This window comes from Paenibacillus sp. FSL L8-0340, assembly GCF_038593145.1.
Classification (GTDB): Bacteria; Bacillota; Bacilli; order Paenibacillales; family Paenibacillaceae; genus Paenibacillus_AQ.
The window spans coordinates 3101927-3120553 of the sequence record NZ_CP151967.1 but is presented as its reverse complement, the minus strand read 5'-3'; the positions used below and the strand labels follow the sequence as shown (position 1 = coordinate 3120553).

Below are 18627 nucleotides of genomic sequence, written 5' to 3'. Positions count from 1 at the left end.
CCAAAAAGACCTGAATAGCAGTTCCATGGGAAACTGCATATCCAAGTCTTTGGGGTGTTGATGGTAAATGCGTATTTAAGTAGAGCGCATATTATCCCAGCATCATCCGGTCATCCGCCAGCTTATGTCCGCTGATGGTTTCGAATTCACCAAGCAGCCGTTCTACGGTCAGATCTTTTTTCCGCTCTGCATCAATGTCCAGGATAATAGTCCCTTTATCCATCATGATCAGCCGGTTGCCCAGCCGGATGGCCTGCTCCATGTTATGGGTAACCATCAGCGTAGTGAGCTTCATCTCACGGACAATCGATTCCGTCAGTTTCGTAATCAGCTCCGCGCGGGCCGGGTCAAGGGCTGCAGTATGCTCGTCCAGCAGCAGAATCTGCGGCTGGGTAAAGGTCGCCATCAGCAGGCTGAGCGCCTGTCTCTCTCCGCCGGACAGCAGGCCCACTTGGGCTCGCAGCCGGTTCTCCAGCCCGATGCCAAGGCGGCTCAGCTGTTCACGGAACAGCGCCCGTCTGCCGCTGCTGACTCCGAAGGTCAGACCGCGGTTTTGGCCCCGCTTGAAAGCCATCGCCAGGTTCTCCTCAATCGTCATATGCGGGGCCGTACCGGCCATCGGATCCTGAAAGACCCGTCCGATCCAGCGGGCGCGCTGATACTCAGGCAGATGGCTGATCGAGCTGCCTTCGATCCGTGCTTCCCCCAGATCCGGCTTCATTACTCCGGAGATCACGTTCATCAAAGTGGATTTACCTGCCCCGTTGCTTCCGATAACCGTAACGAAATCGCCGGCTAGAAGGTGAAGGTCGATGCCCAGCAACGCTATCTTCTCATCCGGGCTGCCGGGATTAAACAGCTTGGATACATTATCAAGCTTTAGCATCGGCTGTTCCCCCTTTCTTGCTTCTTAGCGCCAACGCCGCTAGTTCAGCGCTTCTTCTGCGGGCTGTTCTCTTCTGCTTCATATACCGCTGAAGCGACGGGAACAACAGGGCAATAATGACGATAACTGCCGTAATCAGCTTCAAGTCGGAGGCCTTCAGCCACGGAACCCGCAGGGCGAGCGCTACAACAATCCGGTAAACGATCGAGCCCAGCACAACGGCCAGCGTAGCCCGGAACACATTCCTGGCGCCAAAAATCGCCTCTCCAATAATTACCGAAGCCAGTCCGATAACAATCATCCCAATACCCATAGTTGAATCAGCAAAAGAGGAAGACTGGGCGATTAGTGCTCCCGAGAGCGCCACTAAGCCATTCGACAGGCTGATGCCGAGAATAGTCGTTGTATCAGTGTTTACACCGAAGCTGCGGATCATTCTTGAATTGTCGCCTGTGGCCCGCAGGGCCAGGCCAAGGTCTGTACGCAGAAACAGATCCATCAGCAGTTTAACAGCAACCACAATAAACGGCATGACCAGCAAGGGATTTATGGAACTAAGCAGGGTGTCTTCGCCCATGATCGAAACGTTGGGCTTATCTAGTATCCGTAAATTAATGGAATAAAGAGCTATCATCATCAGGATCCCGGACAACAATCCGTTAATTTTGCCTTTTGTATGCAGCAGGCCCGTGCACATGCCGGCTGCCATACCGCCAGCCATTGCACAGAATGTAGCCAGCCAAGGGGAATAGCCCTGAGTAATCATCACTGCGGCGATGGCCCCGCCAGTTGTAAAGCTTCCGTCTACAGTTAAATCCGGAAAATCAAGAATCCGAAAAGTTATATATACCCCCAAAGCCATAAAAGCGTACAGCAAGCCCGATTCCAAGGCTCCCATTATTGAATCATACATAGGTGACTTCCTCCCTCAAGCGGCAAGGAGCGTTCTTCTCGAATCGCCCCGTCATAATGTCTGAACTTATTGAATGATGTTGCTGGTCTGATCGGCAACTTCAGCTTTCATGGCATCTGTCACTTCAATGCCCTGCGCTGCTGCAGCCTTCAGGTTAAGGATAAGGTCCAGCTTCTCCTGCATGGTTACTTTCATGTCGCCTGGGCTTTTGCCGTTCTTCAGTACTTCTACAGCCATTTCACCAACCTGATAGCCGTGATCATAATATTTGAAACCGACTGTAGCAAATGCGCCCTTCTCTACCGTATCACGGTCAGCGGAGAAGAAAGGAAGTTTCTTCTCATTTGCGGTTTGAATAATTGTATCTACAGCACTTACCACCGAATTATCCAGTGTAATGTAGAATGCGTCTACACGTCCGACAAGCGATTCAGCCGCCTGCTTCACTTCAGAAGTATTCGTGACTGCAGCCTTCACCAGCTCAATGCCGTGTTTGTCGAGCTCTTCCTTGGCAATTCCCGCCATAACTACAGCATTCGGCTCGCCCTCATTAATGACAAGCCCCAGTTTCTTCACCTTCGGGAACTGTGCCGCAATGAATTGCATCAGCCGTGTGATTGCCTCCGGATTAGTATCGGAAGCACCGGAGACATTGCCGCCCGGGTGTTCCAGATCGGTTACAAGTCTGGCATCCAGCGGATCTGTAACAGCGGCGAACAATACCGGTGTATCCTTATCTACCTTCTGCACAATTGATTGAGCCGAAGGAGTGGCAATCGCGAGCACGAGATCGTTTTTGTCGCCGGCAATCTTCTGTGCGATGGACAGGTTGTTGGCTTGATCGGCCTGTGCGTTCTGGAGATCCACCTTCAGATTCTCACCTTCAATAAGTCCGGCATCCTTAAGTGCGGCCATGAAGCCTTCTCGCGTCGCATCCAGTGACGGATGTTCTACGTATTGGGAGATGGCAATGCTGTAGGATTCTTTGCTGCCTGCATCTGCAGGAGCAGCCGTGGCATTTGCCGGTTTGTTAGCAGCTTTTTCCGTATTCACCGCAGCATTGTTGTTCGATCCGCAACCCGAAGCTACAAGCATCAGACACAAGCTTAATCCTACCCAAATGTTCTTTTTTTTCATCATATAACCCCTTTTCTTTTACGGTATCAGCGCGTGCATCAAAGTGAGCGACTCAGCACTATCGCTTTCATCTTTAAAAGCGTTAAAGCGAAAGCTTACACTAACCTCACATAAAATACAGCCAATCTATTAAACATTATATTATATGGCGGTCCTTTATCCGTCAATGACTTATCGGCTCTCCAATTTATTCTTGCAGGATCAGGAAGCTAAGCCAAGATGTTCACACCTTCTGATCTAAAAAGAAAAGCTTCGATTGTTGTCATTTCGGGGATGTCGTCAAATCCTTCCTTAGAGGATGCTTTTCTTGCAAGATCAGGAAGCTAAGCCAAGATGTTCACTCCCCCTGATCTTATAAAAAAAATCTCCTTGCGCAAACTGAACTTACAGTCTGAACATGGAGAGTGTCCGATGACATTTGCTTATCCAACTATAACATTCAAGAAAACTGCTGTGATCCTTGCCATTGTTATGTCCACCAGCGCATGCGGGTATTACAAAAACGAGGAAAAGCCAAAAATCAATTCGGTAACGCCAGCCGGCACTTTTGCGGGCAGCTATTATGAGAAATCCCATGTCACCGACAAGCAGGGAAAGTTCTGGATTCCGCTGAAACCCGCCGCTGCCTCAATCGGCTACCGGATGAAGGATGACACCGCCAGCGGAGGTTATGCCAAGCTCGGCTATACGGATGTGATGTACATGCTGCGCCCCAACTCCACTCAGGTCTTTTCACTGGGCGAAAAAATCACTCTGCCTGACGCGCCGGTGCGCCGTGACGGTCAAATCTATATCACACCGACAGCTTTGTCCAAGCTGCTCCAAACTGAGGTCGGCTGGAACCCCACCAGCGGTGAGATCAATATCGCTTTACCGTCAGACAAGGAAGTCCTTAGCAATACTGAAAAAAACGGTAACTCCAATATGGCCAAACCGCTGCGAATCCAGAGCGCTTCGAACGTTGATACCGGTCAACTAGTTGCCTTTGCCAGAAGATTTCTGGGTGTACCTTACGATTTTGGCGCAGGTCCTTATGAGGATACCGGACGTTTCGACTGCTCCTCCTTCACAAAGCATGTATTTAAAAGGTTTGGCGTGGATCTGCCCCGACTGGCTAAAGACCAGGACAACATCGGCAGACGGGTAAGCCGAAGTGAGCTGCAGACCGGAGATCTGATTTTTTTCACCGTGCCAGGACGTTTTGACAGTGACGCCATACCGGGGCATGTAGGTATTTATATCGGCGACGGAAAGTTCATCCATACCTGGGGTGATCCCGGTGTACAGATCAGCGAACTGGACAGCGGATATTGGAGTAACGTAATACTGCATATGCAGCGCGTGCTGTAACCAAATAGCACCGCAGGCTGCTGAAGTAAAGAAGAGCCTGGTCTCCTGCTAAAGAAGACCAAGCTCTTTTACATTTTAAATCAACTGATGTGATCCGGTTTCACTAGTCCCAACCTTTGCCTTTGCCGCTCAGGCGGACAAACAGCTTCACCAGTTCAACTAAAACAACGATGGACACGGCTGCCCCGCAGACAATCCACCACTGCAAACCGTTCAGATGCTGTACACCAAACCAATCGTTCAGACCCGGAATAATGATGACCAGCACGAGCAGCAGTCCGGAAATCACCGACGCGCCCAGCATATATTTGTTGCTGAACAAACCGATCTGGAACAGAGATTTCGTATTGGATCTGACGTTGAAGGCATGTGTAATTTGAAGCAGACCGAGGGTGGCAAAAGCCATCGTAACTGCCACACCCTCATCATAATGGGTATGCGCCCAGTTATAGACGAGCAGTGTCAGTGCCGCTTCGATGATCCCCTGGTAGACAATCCCTGCCCCCACACCACCGGAAAAAATACTACTGCTGGACTTACGGGGTTTCTTCGTCATTACGTCTTCCCCGGCTTTTTCCAGTCCCAGTGCCAGCGCAGGCAGCGTATCCGTCACCAGGTTGATCCAGAGGATGTGAATAGGCTCAAGAATCCGCCAGCCGATCATTGTGGCGATGAACAGGGTCAGCACTTCCCCAAGGTTGGCGGAGAGCAGGAACTGGATAGCTTTGCGGATATTGCTGTAGACCTTCCGCCCTTCTTCCACCGCAACTACAATCGTCGTGAAGTTATCGTCGGCCAGCACCATGTCGGATACGCCTTTCGCGACATCCGTTCCCGTAATCCCCATGCCCACACCGATATCCGCTGACTTCAAAGCCGGTGCATCGTTCACCCCGTCTCCAGTCATAGCCACAATCTTGCCCTTTTTTCTCCACGCTTTGACGATCCTTACCTTGTGCTCTGGAGAGACACGGGCATATACGGAATAATCCTCGACCCTATTTGCAAAATCCGCCTCGCTGATCTTATCCAGTTCGCGTCCGGTCAGTACACTCTTGTCGTCATCGATGATACCCAGCCGCTTGGCGATAGCCGCAGCAGTGTCCCTGTGGTCTCCGGTAATCATGACAGGACGGATACCCGCCTTGCGGCAGACTGCTACAGCGTCGCGCACTTCATCGCGCGGAGGATCAATCATCCCGACGAGGCCGATGAATACCAGATCCTTCTCTGTTGTATCCGGTGAAGGTCTGTCTGGAAGCTCTGCATAATCACGATAGGCAAAAGCCAGCACCCGCAGCGCTTCATCGGCAAGCGCCTTATTGCTTGCAGTGATCTTGCGGGAATGCTCCTCTGTGAGCGGAATGAGCTCCCCGGCCTCATAAATATGGCTGCACTTGGAAAGCAGCACATCGGGAGCACCTTTCGTAAGGCCGCGGAACTTTCCTGCCTCCACCTGATGAATCGTTGTCATCAGCTTGCGGTCCGAGTCAAAGGGCAGCTCGCTTTTCCGGGGATACTGCTTCTCCAGCTCCCGCTTGTCAGTGCCGATGCTCAGCGCATAGTCCACAAGGGCTGTCTCCGTGGGATCCCCGATAATCGCTTTGCCGCTTTTGGTCCCGCCGGCTTTATCCCCTTTTGTGTTCTCTGAACCTTGCTTCCCGGCAGTGCTGCCTTCGTCAATGCTGGAGTCATTGCACAGTGTCATCGCCTGCAGCAGCAGCTCACCGCCCGGAGTTTCCTTAAGCTGTTCGGTCGCCTCAATAGTTGCTCCATTGGCGTACAGCTTCTCGACAGTCATTTTGTTGAGTGTCAATGTTCCTGTTTTGTCGGAGCAGATAATTTCAGTACTACCGAGCGTCTCCACTGCAGGCAGCTTGCGGATAATCGCTTTACGTCCGGCCATGCGCTGAACGCCCAGCGCCAGAATGATCGTTACGATCGCCGGCAGTCCTTCAGGAATCGCCGCAACCGCCAGCGAGATCGAGGTGAGCAGCATATCCAGCATTTCTCTGCCCTGGAGCAATCCTACGGCAAAAATGACTACACACACGCCCAAAATAATATAGGTGAAGTATTTCCCCAGTTCATCCAGCTTCTTCTGCAGCGGAGTGACATCCGTTTCTTCCTCTGCGATAAAGCCGGCAATTCTTCCGACCTCAGTCTTCATCCCCGTGGCTGTAACGACGCCTATAGCTCTTCCGTAAGTGACGCTGCTGCTCATATATGCCATATTTGTCCGGTCGCCGATTACGAGATCTGTCCCCTCCAGTTTGTCAGCATGCTTATCCGAAGGCAGCGACTCGCCGGTTAACGCGGCTTCCTCCGTCTGAAGTGATGCTGTTTCCAGTAGCCTGACATCGGCAGGTACGACATTGCCTGCTTCCAGCAGAACAATATCACCGGGCACAAGCTCCTCACTCTTGATCTCCGTCACCTGACCGCTGCGGCGGACCCGGGCATGCGGCGAAGACATGCTTTTCAGCGCTTCCAGGGCCTGTTCTGCCTTATTTTCCTGGATGACTCCAAGCACCGCATTCAATATAACAACCAGCAGGATAATGATTGTATCCGTCCATTCCCCGAGAATACCCGACAACACCGCAGCCGCCAGCAGAATAAAGATCATTACATTTTTGAACTGCTCAATAAATTTGGCCAGCAGCGACTTTGGCTTTGCCTCCTGCAGCATATTTTTCCCGTACCGCTCCAGCAGCTGCGCCGCCTGTTCTGAAGTTAATCCCTCTTCTCTTGTCTCCAGCCGTTTCAGGACTTCCTCTTTCTCCAGCAGATGAAACGGCTGTTGATCTTGCTGATTGGCAGAGTTCGAATTCAAGCTGTCAGCTCCTCTCATGTTAAAAAGTGGTGTATAGCAAATCACTTATATGGAGTTTTACCCAAAATTAACCGCAGAATTCTGAAAATTTAAGAACATTTTTCAAAGCTTGCTCAGAAACATCTGCAAACAAGGACGATTAGCCTTCAGTATTTTGAAAACAGGGATGCTCAAAGCCCTTAAACCTGGTTCCCTGATATACAAGCTCCCCCCGGTCTCCTTCAACAATCAATCCAAATGCCTTATTCGGTACCTGCAGTTCGACGCGGCGTCCATCTTGAAACTCAAATGTTACATAGTAGCTCGTATGGGCCCCTGAATCGCCTGATCCGCCCCAAACCTGTGTCCGTTTGGTCACGGCCGCAGCGTACACGGAGACCAAGGGACTGGCATTATTATTACTCCAGATGCTAATGGATTTGATGATAAAAAAGATAAAAAAACCAATCACCAGCAAAAAAATCAGCTTAAAAAAGAAAGGCATTCCATAGATAAAACTCCAAAAAAAACTGCCCTGCGGAAATTGCCCAAAACCGCTAATAAAGCTCTGTCCGTTCAAATCCATCTCTCCTCTTTCAAAAAAAATATAAAAAGTAAGATTTACTTTAAAATACGCTTTATTTCTCCATCAGTTTCAGTTTTTCAGCCTTGAAAAATGAAAAAAGATCTGATTTGAATTTGGCCCGGCTAAGAACGTATGTTATGCTTTATATACAAGATACAGTAAGGAGGTGATCTCATGAGGGCATATCTAGCGTATTCCCCCTACTCAAAACTGCTTCGGTCCGCATTTATTCCGATTCTTCTGTTTACCCTGATAGCCGGAGCCATCGGTGCTTTCAGCACTGTGGAGGATGAAGGGGAGACCTACAAATTTGAACGCTACGAGCATAAAATGGCGACACCGGTTCGTGCACATTCAACACCAATTAAAATTGTACCCGCTGTCCGCTTACCGCATCATGGGATCACTCCGGTAGTTCTGCCGGAATCTCCCGTACCTGTACTTGTTGTTTCGTTATCCCCAATTATTTACATTACGCTGAAGCGGCTGCTGCTGCAACCGCTTAGATATACTTCAAATTTGGTGCATCGCCCCATTTAACGACAGAAAAAGAAATGCATATTGGCTCACACAGAAGAACAATCTTATGACATATCAATTGGAGGCTGGACTTTCATGAACTATAGAGAATCAGATCTGCCGGGAATCGGCAAAAAATTCCTGCTGCAAACGCGCAGCGGCGACAAGCTAGTGGTCATTGTGCATGACGACGGCAGACGCGAGCTGTACCATTTTGATTATGATGATCCGGATCAGAGTGTATCCATGGTTGCACTGGACGATGATGAAGCAAGGCATATCTCTGCCATTATCGGCGGAGTCACCTATAAGCCCAAGGCCCTGGAGTCCATTGAGGTGGCACTGGATGATTTGATCATCGAATGGTACCGCCTCGAGTCAGGCTTCAAATGTATCGGGCATACGATCGGCGAACTGGATGTTCGTGCACGTGCAGGCGTCACTATTATTGCGATCATTGAAAAAAACCACCAGAAACATCTGAGTCCTGGACCGGAAGTTTTGCTGAAGGCGAACTGTACCGTTGTTGCTGCCGGGGAGAGACATCAGCATAAGCAGTTCAAACACATTCTACGAAATGGATGTGGTTAATAGATGAGCCATTATATTATTTTTGAAGTAGGCCTGGCCATTGTCCTGATTGCGCTTGCCGGAATCATCTCCACCAAACTCCGCTTTTCTGTAATTCCTTTCTATATTCTTATCGGGATGGCCGTTGGGCCCCACGCCTTCAAAATTTGGCATCTCGATTTCCGCTTTATCGAAAGTGCTTCCCTGATCGAATTTATGGGCCGCATCGGCGTACTCTTCCTGCTGTTCTATCTGGGGCTGGAGTTCTCCGTGGGCCGGCTTGTCAAAGCAGGACGTTCGATCGTAACCGGCGGTACGATATATATCCTGATCAATTTCACACTGGGGCTGGTCTTCGGCTGGGCACTCGGTTTCCCTCTGGAGGAGATTCTGATTATTGCCGGAATCACCACAATCTCTTCCAGTGCGATTGTAGCCAAGGTATTGGTTGATTTGAAGCGAACCGCAAATCCCGAGACTGAAATGATTCTCGGCATCATCATGTTCGAGGATGTTTTTCTCGCAGTCTACATCTCCATTCTCTCGGGTCTTGTCCTCAGCGGCTCTTCGTCGCTTGGCGGCGTACTGCTGTCCGCGCTGCTCGCGCTTGGATATATGCTGGCCCTCCTCATTATCGGACGCAAGCTAGTTCCCTGGCTCAACCGCGTCCTGAACATCCGTTCCAGTGAATTATTCGCGCTTGTCATCTTCGGTGCCCTCTTTCTCATTGCCGGCTTCTCTGAAACGATCCATGTCGCCGAAGCGATCGGAGCATTGCTTGTCGGACTGGTGCTCGCCGAAACCGAGCATGTGAAACGGATTGAGAAACTGGTCATCCCGTTCCGTGACTTCTTTGGAGCCATCTTCTTTTTCAGCTTCGGTTTGACCATTGACCCGCTCTCCCTCGGAGGAGAAGCGTTCTGGTATTCATTAGCTGCGGTAATCATAACACTGTTCGGAAATTTCTTGGCAGGAATGCTGGCGGGACGCAGTGCAGGTCTCAGTCCGCGGGCTTCGTCCAACATTGGCCTAACTATCGTCTCCCGTGGGGAGTTCTCCATTATTATGGCCAATCTTGGCAAAGCGGGCGGACTGATGGCGATCCTTCAGCCATTCGCTGCCATGTACGTATTGATGCTGGCCATCCTTGGTCCGCTGCTGACAAAGGAGTCCAAGACGATTTATAAGCTCCTGGATAAGGTATTTAAATTCGAAAAGCGGCATCTCGCACGCAAAGCAAAACAAGCCGCCCCTGTACTCGACAAAGAGTAAATAGAGTTCCCTGTTGAAGGGAGGGACGTGTATGAAGAAACGTTTACGCGGGGAATACCCCCCGCCACAGCACAAGGGAATCCGCATTCTCTCCGTCATTGGCGGAGGACTGCTGGCCGCTGTCGGGCTGGAGCTGTTTCTGATTCCGCATAAGCTGGTCCCTGGCGGAATTGCCGGACTGTCTGCTCTGCTCGCCCATCTTACCGAAATGCGGCTTGGCCTGTTTCTGTTTCTGTTCAATCTGCCGTTTATTCTCTTGTCACGCAGACAGATTGACATTCGGTTTGCCCTTTATACGATGCTCGGGTTGATCTGCTTGACCATAGGCTCATTGGCCTTGCATCACTTTCCAGCCGTTGTCAGTGAGCCGCTTGCTGCAGCAATAGCTGGTGGTCTCTGCCTTGGCTTTGGAATCGGTATTTCAATCCGCTTCGGCGGCATCAGCAACAAGACCAGTGAACAGGGTTATGTCTTGCTAAGCGGCAGCTTGCCGAAATCGGCGGAAACCGTCATTATGCTGCTCAACTGTGTCATTCTGCTATTCGGAGGTGTGCTGTTTGGCTGGGACCAGGCGATGTACAGCATTATCGCCTACCTGCTGGCCTTTGAAGGCATCCGGATCCCGCTTCGGGACCTATCGCGCTCCCGGGCTGTCTGGATTACCAGCAGCCACTGTGATGAAATCTCCAAAGCGCTCCACCAATCGCTCGAGCGGGAGACCAAACTTGTCCAGGCTTCCGGGCCGGAGGGACAGAAAAGCACGCTCTTCTGTCTTGCCAGCAAGATGGAGGAAGCCACTTTGACTTCAATTGTGAAGGAATGCGACGAGGACAGCCTCATTGTTGTGCACGCAGCGCAGGGCCGGGGCATCGCCGATTTTTTCCGCAAAAAAATCAGCTGAAAGATGACTCTGCCGGAATTTCCTGAACTGTGAATGGCTATAACCTATGAAAAAGGCGTTCCCGCTGCTGCAGCGCGGGAACGCCTTTTCCTATCTGCCGGATCCGGGTCTAGCAAATGCCCGTTTCTTCAACGGAACATCCCCCATAACCGGATCAGGTGAAACGTATTGCTCGGATCAATCTTCTGTGCGATCACAAATTTAACGATTTGCTCTTCCTGGGCTGAAGACAGCTTCTCACCCATCACTGCCGCAGCATTGCGTACCAGCCTGCGCACAACTCCTGTGTCCTGCAGCTCTTGCTTGGAAATACCGTTAATCATATTTTTGATGCGTTCCTTGACTGCCGGATTCTTCATCTTCAGCTTGATGCGTTCCACCAGCTGCGGGCTGATTCCGTATTGCTGATAACCCAAGCGCAGCACCTCCCGTCATATCCAATCATTCACAGTATATGTGGGCCGGTTGCCGCATGTGCCTGTTTAATCGATAATATCCCCCTGGAATATTTGTTCGTTCTGCAGATAGCTCCGCAGCGGTGCATAATCTGGGGATGTCCAGAAGGAAGAATCCTTCAGCAGCTCCGCAGCATCGTCACGCGCCTGCTCCAGTGTCTCAAAATCCGCAGTCATATCCGCCAGCCGGAATTCCGGCAGACCGCTTTGCTTCGTACCAAAGAAATCCCCCGGACCTCTTAGCTCCAGGTCACGGCGGGAGACCTCGAATCCGTCGTCCGTATCGGTCATGGCGGTCATCCGCTCCCGGCCGATCTCCGACTTGGGATCAGCCACAAGCACACAGTAGGACGCATGCTGGCCTCTACCGACCCGCCCGCGCAGCTGATGCAGCTGTGACAAACCGAAGCGGTCCGCATCCATGATGATCATCAGCGTGGCATTGGGAACATCGACGCCAACCTCCACGACCGTAGTGGAGACAAGCAGCTGAAGCTCATTGCTGTAGAAGGCGCGCATCACTTCATCTTTCTCACCCGGAGTCATCCGTCCATGCAGCAGCCCAACTTTATAGTGCGGAAAGGCCTGGGACATCTGGACATGCAGGTCTATCGCGTTCTGCACATCCAGCTTCTCCGACTCTTCGATCAGGGGGCAGATGAGATAGGCCTGACGGCCTTGATCAATCTCACGGCTGACCAGGTTCAGCACACGCTCCATCAGATCATGCTTCACCCAATAAGTCGTGATTGGAACCCGTCCTTTAGGCCGCTCTGACAAAGTCGAGACGTCCATATCCCCAAAAACCGTAATCGCTAGTGTCCGCGGGATCGGGGTCGCCGTCATCGTCAGCACATCCGGGTTATACCCTTTACGCCGGAGGACACTGCGCTGGTTCACTCCGAAGCGGTGCTGTTCGTCGGTAACCACAAGCCCCAGCCCGCGGAAGAATACATCATCCTGTATCAAAGCATGGGTGCCGACCACGACGTCCAGCACGCCCATTTGAAGTGAGGCCAGCAGATCCTTGCGTTTGCGCCCTGAGACACTGCCCGTCAACAGGCCTACCGTGATGCCAAACGGCTCAAACATTTTGGTCAGCGAGCGCATATGCTGCTCGGCCAGAATCTCCGTCGGCACCATCAGCGCGCCCTGAAACCCCGACCTCACGGTGGCAAAGAGCGCAATCGCCGCAAGCACCGTTTTGCCTGAGCCAACATCCCCCTGCAGCAGCCGGTTCATGCAGTACCCGGACCTCATGTCCTGCAGAATCTCCAGCTCCACATGCTTCTGCGCATCCGTCAATTCAAACGGCAGACTGCGCACAAAGGAGCGGACGGTTGAGTTATCAACTGTATGCACTACACCGTCCATTCTGCCGTGGTTCAGCACCCGGAAGGCCTGCACCTTAAGCTGGAACAGAAACAGCTCTTCATACACCATTCTGCGCCGTCCCTGCTGGCCTTCGCGGGTATCCTCCGGCTGGTGGATCGTAGCAATCGCCCGTTTGCGGGGCATAAAATCATATTTTCGCATAATGACCTGCGGCAATATTTCCGGAATCATCTCTCCGAACTGCTGCATGCCCTGGTTAATAACCTTGCGGATCCAGGACTGGGTGATCTTGCCGCCCACAGAGTATACCGGCTGCAGGGTGCCTGTCTTGCCCTCCCCGCGGTCCGGGAACTCATAATCTGTCACCGTAATCTGGCTGCGCTTCTGGTCCCATTTGCCGGTTAGCACGATCTCCCGGCCGACAGTCAACTGCTCGCGCACATAATGCTGATTGAACCAAGTAGCGGTGAACATCCAGGGTTCAGCCACCATCTTGCAGCTTAAGCGCGACTTGCCGCCAAACCGCTGAAGTACAGGGATGCCAATCACCTTGGCCACCAGGGTAGCCTTGTCACCATGCTTCACTTCACTCAGCGGGCGGGGGCGGAAATCCTCATAACGGAATGGATAATACTCCAGCAGATCCTTTACTGTAAAAACGCCAAAGGCGTGGAGCTCGGATTGCTTTTGAGCGCTCACGCCAGTTATTTGCTTCACTTCAATTTTTTCCAAAGACAGGTTCATGTTCATCCCCTATTTACGCGGGCCAAATGAATACGGCTAAGGTACCGTTGCCGACATGGCTGCCTACGACAGGGCCGATGTTGGTCAGCACTTTCTCATTCAGGGTGAAGTGCACGGCTAATTCCTGCAGGAATTCTTCGCCGTAAGCCGGTTCAGCCGTATGACCCACAGCCACATTGATTTTGTCCACACCCGGCAGATCGTTTTTGAACAGCTCGATCATGCGGGCTATTGCCTTCTTCCGGCCTCTGACCTTCTCTACCGCATAAATGATGCCTTCCGCATCAATGGAGAGAATCGGCTTGATATTCAGCAGCGTGCCCAATATGGCGGATGCTTTGCCGATTCTGCCGCCCTTTTGCAGATATTCCAGTGTATCTACCAGGAAATAAAGTTTGCGCGATTGACGCAGCTTCTCCACGGCTGACAGAATTTCCTCCGGGCTTATACCTTCTTTAGCCATTCTGGCCGCTTCCACTACCATAAAGCCGAAACCGTAGGATGCGGACAGGGAATCTACCACAGTGATGGCGTCCCCTTCCTCATCCAGCATCGATTTGGCCAGAACTGCAGACTGATAAGTTCCGCTAAGTCCGGATGATATATGAAACGATAGAATCGTACTGCCTTGATGACGCTCCAGAATACTGCGATACACATTCATATATTCCACCGGAGACGGCTGAGATGTGGTCGGCAGCTTCGCGGAGTGGGGAAGACGCTCATAGAACTGCTCCGGTGTCATATCCACATTGTCCCTGTACGCTTCCTCGCCGAACATTAATGTCAGCGGCACAACCTCAATGCCGTATGCTTCCGCCAGAGCCGGCGGAATATCTGAGGTGCTGTCTGTGACAATTACGGTACGATTCATGGGTTTCCTCCCCAAACTATGATTAAGCAGTCCGCACGAGGCGGAGTGTGCTTTGATGCTGACAGAAGGAATTCAGTCTCCGCCTATGGCTCTACCGAGAAAAGATAATAATACAGCGGCTGCCCGCCCTCATGAACCTCAACTTCAACCTGAGGATAAGTCTCTTCCAGCCAGCTGCTAAGTGACGCGGTCACTTCCGCTTCTGCTTCAGCACCGGTCAGAACCGTAACGATCTCGTCGCCGTTCTCCAGCATGCTTGTGAGCAGTTGCTTGCTTGCAGCGAGCAATTCATCGGAAGCAGCAACGATCTTCGAATTGGAAATACCGATATACTGTCCGGATTTGATCTCCAGCTCTTCAATCACGGTATCACGTACGGCGTTCGTAACCTGGCCGGATTTCACATGTGCGATGGCTTCCAGCATGTTGCTTGTATTGGCATCCACTGCATCATCTTCCTGGAAGGCAAATGCAGCGGCAATTCCCTGCGGGATGCTCTTGCTCGGAATCACCGTGATATCCCGTTCGTCCTCAAGCAGCTCTTTAGCCTGTTGTGCAGCAAGCACGATGTTGGAGTTGTTAGGCAGAATATATACATGCTTCGCCGAGATGGATGAGATCGCATTTACGAAATCCTCCGTACTGGGATTCATGGTCTGTCCGCCTGCTAGAACCGCATCGACCCCGAGGCTTTTGAAAATATCGGTAATCCCGCCGCCGGAGGATACGGCGATGAAGCCGTACAGTGCCATATCGTCCGCCGGAGGAACCGCCGGGGCAGGCACTACACTCTTCTCGTTAGGGATATCTGCAAACAGATCCGGCATTGGAGCGATATCCATACCGGTTGTCAGCAGATCGCGATGCTGCTCACGCATATTCAGAATATGGATCTGGGTGATCTCGCCGTAGAGCAATGCCAGACTCATCACTTCACCAGGTGTCTTGGAATGCACATGAACTTTGATCGTGTCGTCATCGGAAATGACGATGATTGAATCCCCATTAACTGACAACGCTTTCCGAAAATCTTCCTCATCAAAATCCGCTTTCACGGCTGCGCCAAGCTGGCGGTTGATGAAAAATTCCATATCATATAAAAATTCGATATCTTCCGTGGACAGCTGGGATTGCGCAGAAGACTGCACGGAGGACAATATATTCTCAGGTTTGGTGAGTACAGGTGCCGTTACAACGGCAGGTACCGGAGCTTGTCCTTGTACAGACGCCGGAGATGCGGAGACTCCGCTTGTCAGATACTGATGAAATCCTTCATAAATGTAGACCAGACCTTGGCCTCCAGAGTCAACAACGCCAACCTGCTTCAGAACAGGAAGAAGTTCCGGAGTATTGGCTAATGCCTCTTTGGCTTTGGCCAGAACCTCCGTCATAAGCTCCGTAATGTCTGTCGTGCGGCGGGCGTAATACACCGCATGTCTGGCAGCTTCTTTGGCAACGGTGAGTATAGTGCCTTCTACAGGCTTGACCACCGCTTTGTAGGCCGTATCCACTCCGGTCTGCAGTGCTGCCGCGAACTGTTGCGTGTTCAATTCATCATATTGGGCTGCAGAACGTCCAAGACCTCTGAACAGCTGTGACAAAATAACGCCGGAGTTTCCCCGTGCACCCATCAGGAGACCTTTGGAGAGTACTCCTGCACATTGTCCGACAGAGGCGGTATTATTCTTTTTCAATTCGTTCGCGCCTGCAGTCATCGTCAAATTCATATTAGTTCCCGTATCTCCATCCGGAACCGGAAATACATTTAAGGAATTGACGTGCTCTGCATGCTGCTGCAGCTTTTCCGCTCCGGCGAGTACCATTGCGGTAAAATCTGCTCCGTTTATAGAACGCTTACTCAATGAGAATTCCCCTTCCTAACTTCATGCCTAATCAATTCTATGATTAACTGGACATAATACACTAATTTATATTGTACTATAAGAGCCAAAAGAAATAAATGTTTTTGAATCGGTTGACGTAGCAAATTTTGCTGTGATATTATATTTAAGTATTGTTTTATGCAGGTGTTAGTAACAAGGAGGTGTAATCTATGTCCCGCAAATGTACTGTAACAGGCAAGAAACCGGGCAGCGGCAACCACGTGTCTCACGCAAACAACCGCAACCGTCGTTCTTGGGGAGTTAACGTTCAGAAGGTCCGTATCCTAGTGAACGGCAAACCGAAACGCGTGTACGTCAGCACCCGTGCTTTGAAAGCCGGCAAAGTTGAACGCGTTTAGTCTTGGATTATCCTAGACCTAGCGATATCTCATATGAAGCAAAAAGCACCCTTTACATACGTAAGGTGCTTTTTTTCATGTTTTCAGTTCTGATCCTTCCTCAGCTTTTCTGAAAAGTATTCAAAATCGCTTTAACAAAACCTCCCAAAAATCTTGGCAGCTTAAACGTGTAAAATTTCATCATTAACCCTCCCATCAATTCATGCCGTACGCTAGGAGACTTTCCTGTCTTTTCTGTTTGCGCAAACGAGCTGCAGAGCTCCCTTATGGAACAAAAAAAGGCTACATGAGATTTCTGCTCATGTAACCATATTTATGCACCCACAACTTGGCCTATACCTCAAGACTAATTAGGCGGCCGCCCGATTAACGGATTGCTGCCTCTGCTGCTTCACGGATTGCTTTGATGGCGGCAGCGCGATCACTGCGTCCAAACACGGCATTGCCTGCGACAAGTGCGTCTGCGCCCGCTTCAGCCACCAGGGGTGCCGTTGCTTCAGCTATTCCGCCGTCGACCTCGATGCGCAGCCCTTTGTGATTGGCTTCGTTCGCCCACTCCCGGATCTGCCGGATCTTACGCAGTGTATGGGGAATGAAGGCTTGGCCGCCAAAGCCCGGATTCACGGTCATCACAAGCACCATATCCACATCCTCAAGCACCTCACGTACGGCTGAAGCCGGAGTCCCCGGATTGATCGCTACGCCGGCCATCAGGCCCAGCTCCTTGATCTGATGGATAACCCGGTGGAGATGCACACAAGCCTCTGCGTGAACCGTTATAACCGCTGCACCGGCTGCAGCAAAATCGGCAATGTAACGTTCCGGCTTCTCAATCATCAGGTGCACATCAAGCGGTAAAGAAGTGTGGGACTTCACTGCTTTGACAATGGGCGGACCCAGCGTAATATTCGGTACAAAATGACCGTCCATCACATCCACGTGTATCCAGTCTGCACCACTGGCTTCCGCTTCCGCTACTTCAGTACCAAGTGCGGCGAAATCCGCCGATAACAAAGATGGGGCAATTATAATCATCAGTTAGTACCTCCGCTTCTTGTCTTTCATTTCATTGTAGAACAGCTTGTAATGCTCATAGCGGCTGTCTGCAATTTCTCCATCCTGCCATGCCTCGATGACACGGCAGGATGGCTCATGCAGATGACTGCAGCCGCGGAACTTGCAATTCTCCGCATAAGGAGCAAACTCCCGGAAGCAGACCGACAGCTCCTCCACGCCGAGTTCTAAAAAGTCCAACTGGCTGAACCCGGGTGTATCGGCCACAAAGCCGCCATTACCGATATCCATCAGCTCCACATGGCGGGTAGTATGGCGTCCCCGGCCGAGCCGCAGACTGATCTCACCCGTCTCCAGTTCAAGACCGGGCACCAGCCGGTTCAGCAGCGTTGACTTGCCTACACCGGATTGTCCGGAGAAGACACTGATGACTCCGGCAAGCCGGTTGCGCAGCTCATCGCTGCCGGAGCCGGTTAAAGAGCTAGTAACCATCACTTCGTAGCCGATACGCTCATAAAGCTCTTTAACCATTTGCGTTGCTTTACCATCGTCATCCGCTAAATCCTGTTTGGTCAGCACAATCAGGGTGTTCAGACCGGAATGTTCGATGTGGACCAGAAACTTGTCCAGGAGATTCAAATTCATATCCGGCTCCCGCACCGAGAACAGCAGCACAGCCAGCTTCACGTTGGCAACCTGCGGGCGGATGAGTTCCGATTCACGTGGAAGCAACTCGTCAACCATCCCTTCCCCGTTTTCGGTCAGAACATAGATTATACGGTCACCGACGAGCGGAGCAACCCCTTTTTTCTTAAGAATCCCCCGCCCCCGGCATTGAACTGCCTCTTCCTCTGTCGCTATTACTCCGTCCCGGAGCGGCTTAACGTAATAATATCCGCTTAACGCTTTGATAATTATTCCTTCAGGCATACATAGTGAGCCTTCCTCTCCTGATTTTGCGCAAATGACCCAAGCTTGAAGCTCCCCGGGTCATTTCGCTGCCGCAGCTTCCCT

18 protein-coding genes are annotated in these 18627 nt (G+C 51.3%); 6 read left to right on the top strand and 12 right to left on the bottom strand.

Annotated elements, in window-relative coordinates; translation table 11 throughout:
- Positions 1–91: 91 nt before the first annotated feature.
- The 3 genes from NST07_RS13915 to NST07_RS13905 all read right to left on the bottom strand — a co-directional run bounded on the left by NST07_RS13915 (position 92) and on the right by NST07_RS13905 (position 2936).
- A complete protein-coding gene (locus NST07_RS13915) occupies positions 92–886 on the bottom strand; it encodes an ABC transporter ATP-binding protein (RefSeq protein WP_341092468.1) in 795 nt (264 codons plus the stop codon).
- Positions 873–1799 carry an ABC transporter permease gene (locus tag NST07_RS13910; RefSeq protein WP_038590622.1) on the bottom strand — a complete coding sequence of 309 codons (927 nt, stop codon included), beginning with the start codon at positions 1797–1799 and terminating at the stop codon, positions 873–875. The genes NST07_RS13915 and NST07_RS13910 overlap by 14 nt, the downstream gene beginning before the upstream one ends.
- A 66-nt stretch (positions 1800–1865) precedes the next feature.
- Positions 1866–2936 carry an ABC transporter substrate-binding protein gene (locus NST07_RS13905; protein WP_341092465.1) on the bottom strand — a complete coding sequence of 357 codons (1071 nt, stop codon included), beginning with the start codon at positions 2934–2936 and terminating at the stop codon, positions 1866–1868.
- A 411-nt stretch (positions 2937–3347) separates the two neighbouring features.
- Between NST07_RS13905 and NST07_RS13900 the strand changes: the two genes are divergently transcribed.
- On the top strand, positions 3348–4286 hold the full coding sequence (locus NST07_RS13900; protein ID WP_341378337.1) for an NlpC/P60 family protein: 939 nt from the start codon (positions 3348–3350) through the stop codon (positions 4284–4286).
- Positions 4287–4389: 103 nt separating this feature from the next.
- Here NST07_RS13900 and NST07_RS13895 read toward each other — a convergent pair whose 3' ends face one another.
- Positions 4390–7077, bottom strand: a complete 2688-nt coding sequence (locus NST07_RS13895) for a calcium-translocating P-type ATPase, SERCA-type (RefSeq protein WP_341097649.1) — start codon at positions 7075–7077, stop codon at positions 4390–4392.
- Positions 7078–7261: 184 nt separating this feature from the next.
- Complete coding sequence (locus tag NST07_RS13890; protein WP_341092461.1) at positions 7262–7681, bottom strand: DUF2500 domain-containing protein; 420 nt, start codon at positions 7679–7681, stop codon at positions 7262–7264.
- A gap of 180 nt (positions 7682–7861) precedes the next feature.
- Here NST07_RS13890 and NST07_RS13885 point away from each other — a divergent pair, with 180 nt between their 5' ends.
- The 4 genes from NST07_RS13885 to NST07_RS13870 all read left to right on the top strand — a co-directional run bounded on the left by NST07_RS13885 (position 7862) and on the right by NST07_RS13870 (position 10949).
- A complete protein-coding gene (locus tag NST07_RS13885; RefSeq protein WP_341092459.1) occupies positions 7862–8227 on the top strand; it encodes a hypothetical protein in 366 nt (121 codons plus the stop codon).
- Between the two features lie 75 nt (positions 8228–8302).
- Positions 8303–8797, top strand: a complete 495-nt coding sequence (locus NST07_RS13880) for a cation:proton antiporter regulatory subunit (RefSeq protein ID WP_341092458.1) — start codon at positions 8303–8305, stop codon at positions 8795–8797.
- A 3-nt stretch (positions 8798–8800) separates the two neighbouring features.
- Positions 8801–10048 (top strand): cation:proton antiporter, encoded by a 1248-nt coding sequence (locus NST07_RS13875; RefSeq protein ID WP_341092457.1) that lies wholly within the window; start codon positions 8801–8803, stop codon positions 10046–10048.
- Between the two features lie 31 nt (positions 10049–10079).
- On the top strand, positions 10080–10949 hold the full coding sequence (locus NST07_RS13870) for a YitT family protein (RefSeq protein WP_342481748.1): 870 nt from the start codon (positions 10080–10082) through the stop codon (positions 10947–10949).
- 128 nt (positions 10950–11077) lie between these two features.
- Here the strand turns inward: NST07_RS13870 and NST07_RS13865 are convergent, their stop codons facing one another.
- From NST07_RS13865 to NST07_RS13850, 4 genes are all read right to left on the bottom strand, one after another.
- Positions 11078–11365 carry a stage VI sporulation protein F gene (locus NST07_RS13865; RefSeq protein ID WP_038590600.1) on the bottom strand — a complete coding sequence of 96 codons (288 nt, stop codon included), beginning with the start codon at positions 11363–11365 and terminating at the stop codon, positions 11078–11080.
- Positions 11366–11431: 66 nt separating this feature from the next.
- Positions 11432–13483, bottom strand: a complete 2052-nt coding sequence (recG, locus tag NST07_RS13860; RefSeq protein ID WP_342481747.1) for an ATP-dependent DNA helicase RecG — start codon at positions 13481–13483, stop codon at positions 11432–11434.
- Between the two features lie 13 nt (positions 13484–13496).
- Positions 13497–14357, bottom strand: coding sequence for a DegV family protein (locus NST07_RS13855; protein WP_341378331.1), 861 nt, complete (start codon positions 14355–14357; stop codon positions 13497–13499).
- An 83-nt stretch (positions 14358–14440) separates the two neighbouring features.
- Complete coding sequence (locus NST07_RS13850) at positions 14441–16219, bottom strand: DAK2 domain-containing protein (protein WP_342481746.1); 1779 nt, start codon at positions 16217–16219, stop codon at positions 14441–14443.
- Between the two features lie 191 nt (positions 16220–16410).
- Here NST07_RS13850 and rpmB point away from each other — a divergent pair, with 191 nt between their 5' ends.
- Positions 16411–16599, top strand: coding sequence for a 50S ribosomal protein L28 (rpmB, locus tag NST07_RS13845; protein ID WP_019911441.1), 189 nt, complete (start codon positions 16411–16413; stop codon positions 16597–16599).
- A 100-nt stretch (positions 16600–16699) separates the two neighbouring features.
- On the opposite strand, the gene spoVM is transcribed toward rpmB, so the two are convergent.
- From spoVM to rsgA, 3 genes are all read right to left on the bottom strand, one after another.
- The gene (gene spoVM, locus NST07_RS13840; protein WP_020431362.1) at positions 16700–16780 is read right to left on the bottom strand and encodes a stage V sporulation protein SpoVM; all 81 of its coding nucleotides are present in this window, start codon (positions 16778–16780) and stop codon (positions 16700–16702) included.
- Between the two features lie 185 nt (positions 16781–16965).
- A complete protein-coding gene (gene rpe / locus NST07_RS13835; protein WP_342481745.1) occupies positions 16966–17634 on the bottom strand; it encodes a ribulose-phosphate 3-epimerase in 669 nt (222 codons plus the stop codon).
- Between the two features lie 3 nt (positions 17635–17637).
- Entirely contained in the window at positions 17638–18543 is a 906-nt protein-coding gene (gene rsgA / locus NST07_RS13830) for a ribosome small subunit-dependent GTPase A (protein WP_341092449.1), read from the bottom strand.
- Between the last annotated feature and the right edge of the window lie 84 nt (positions 18544–18627).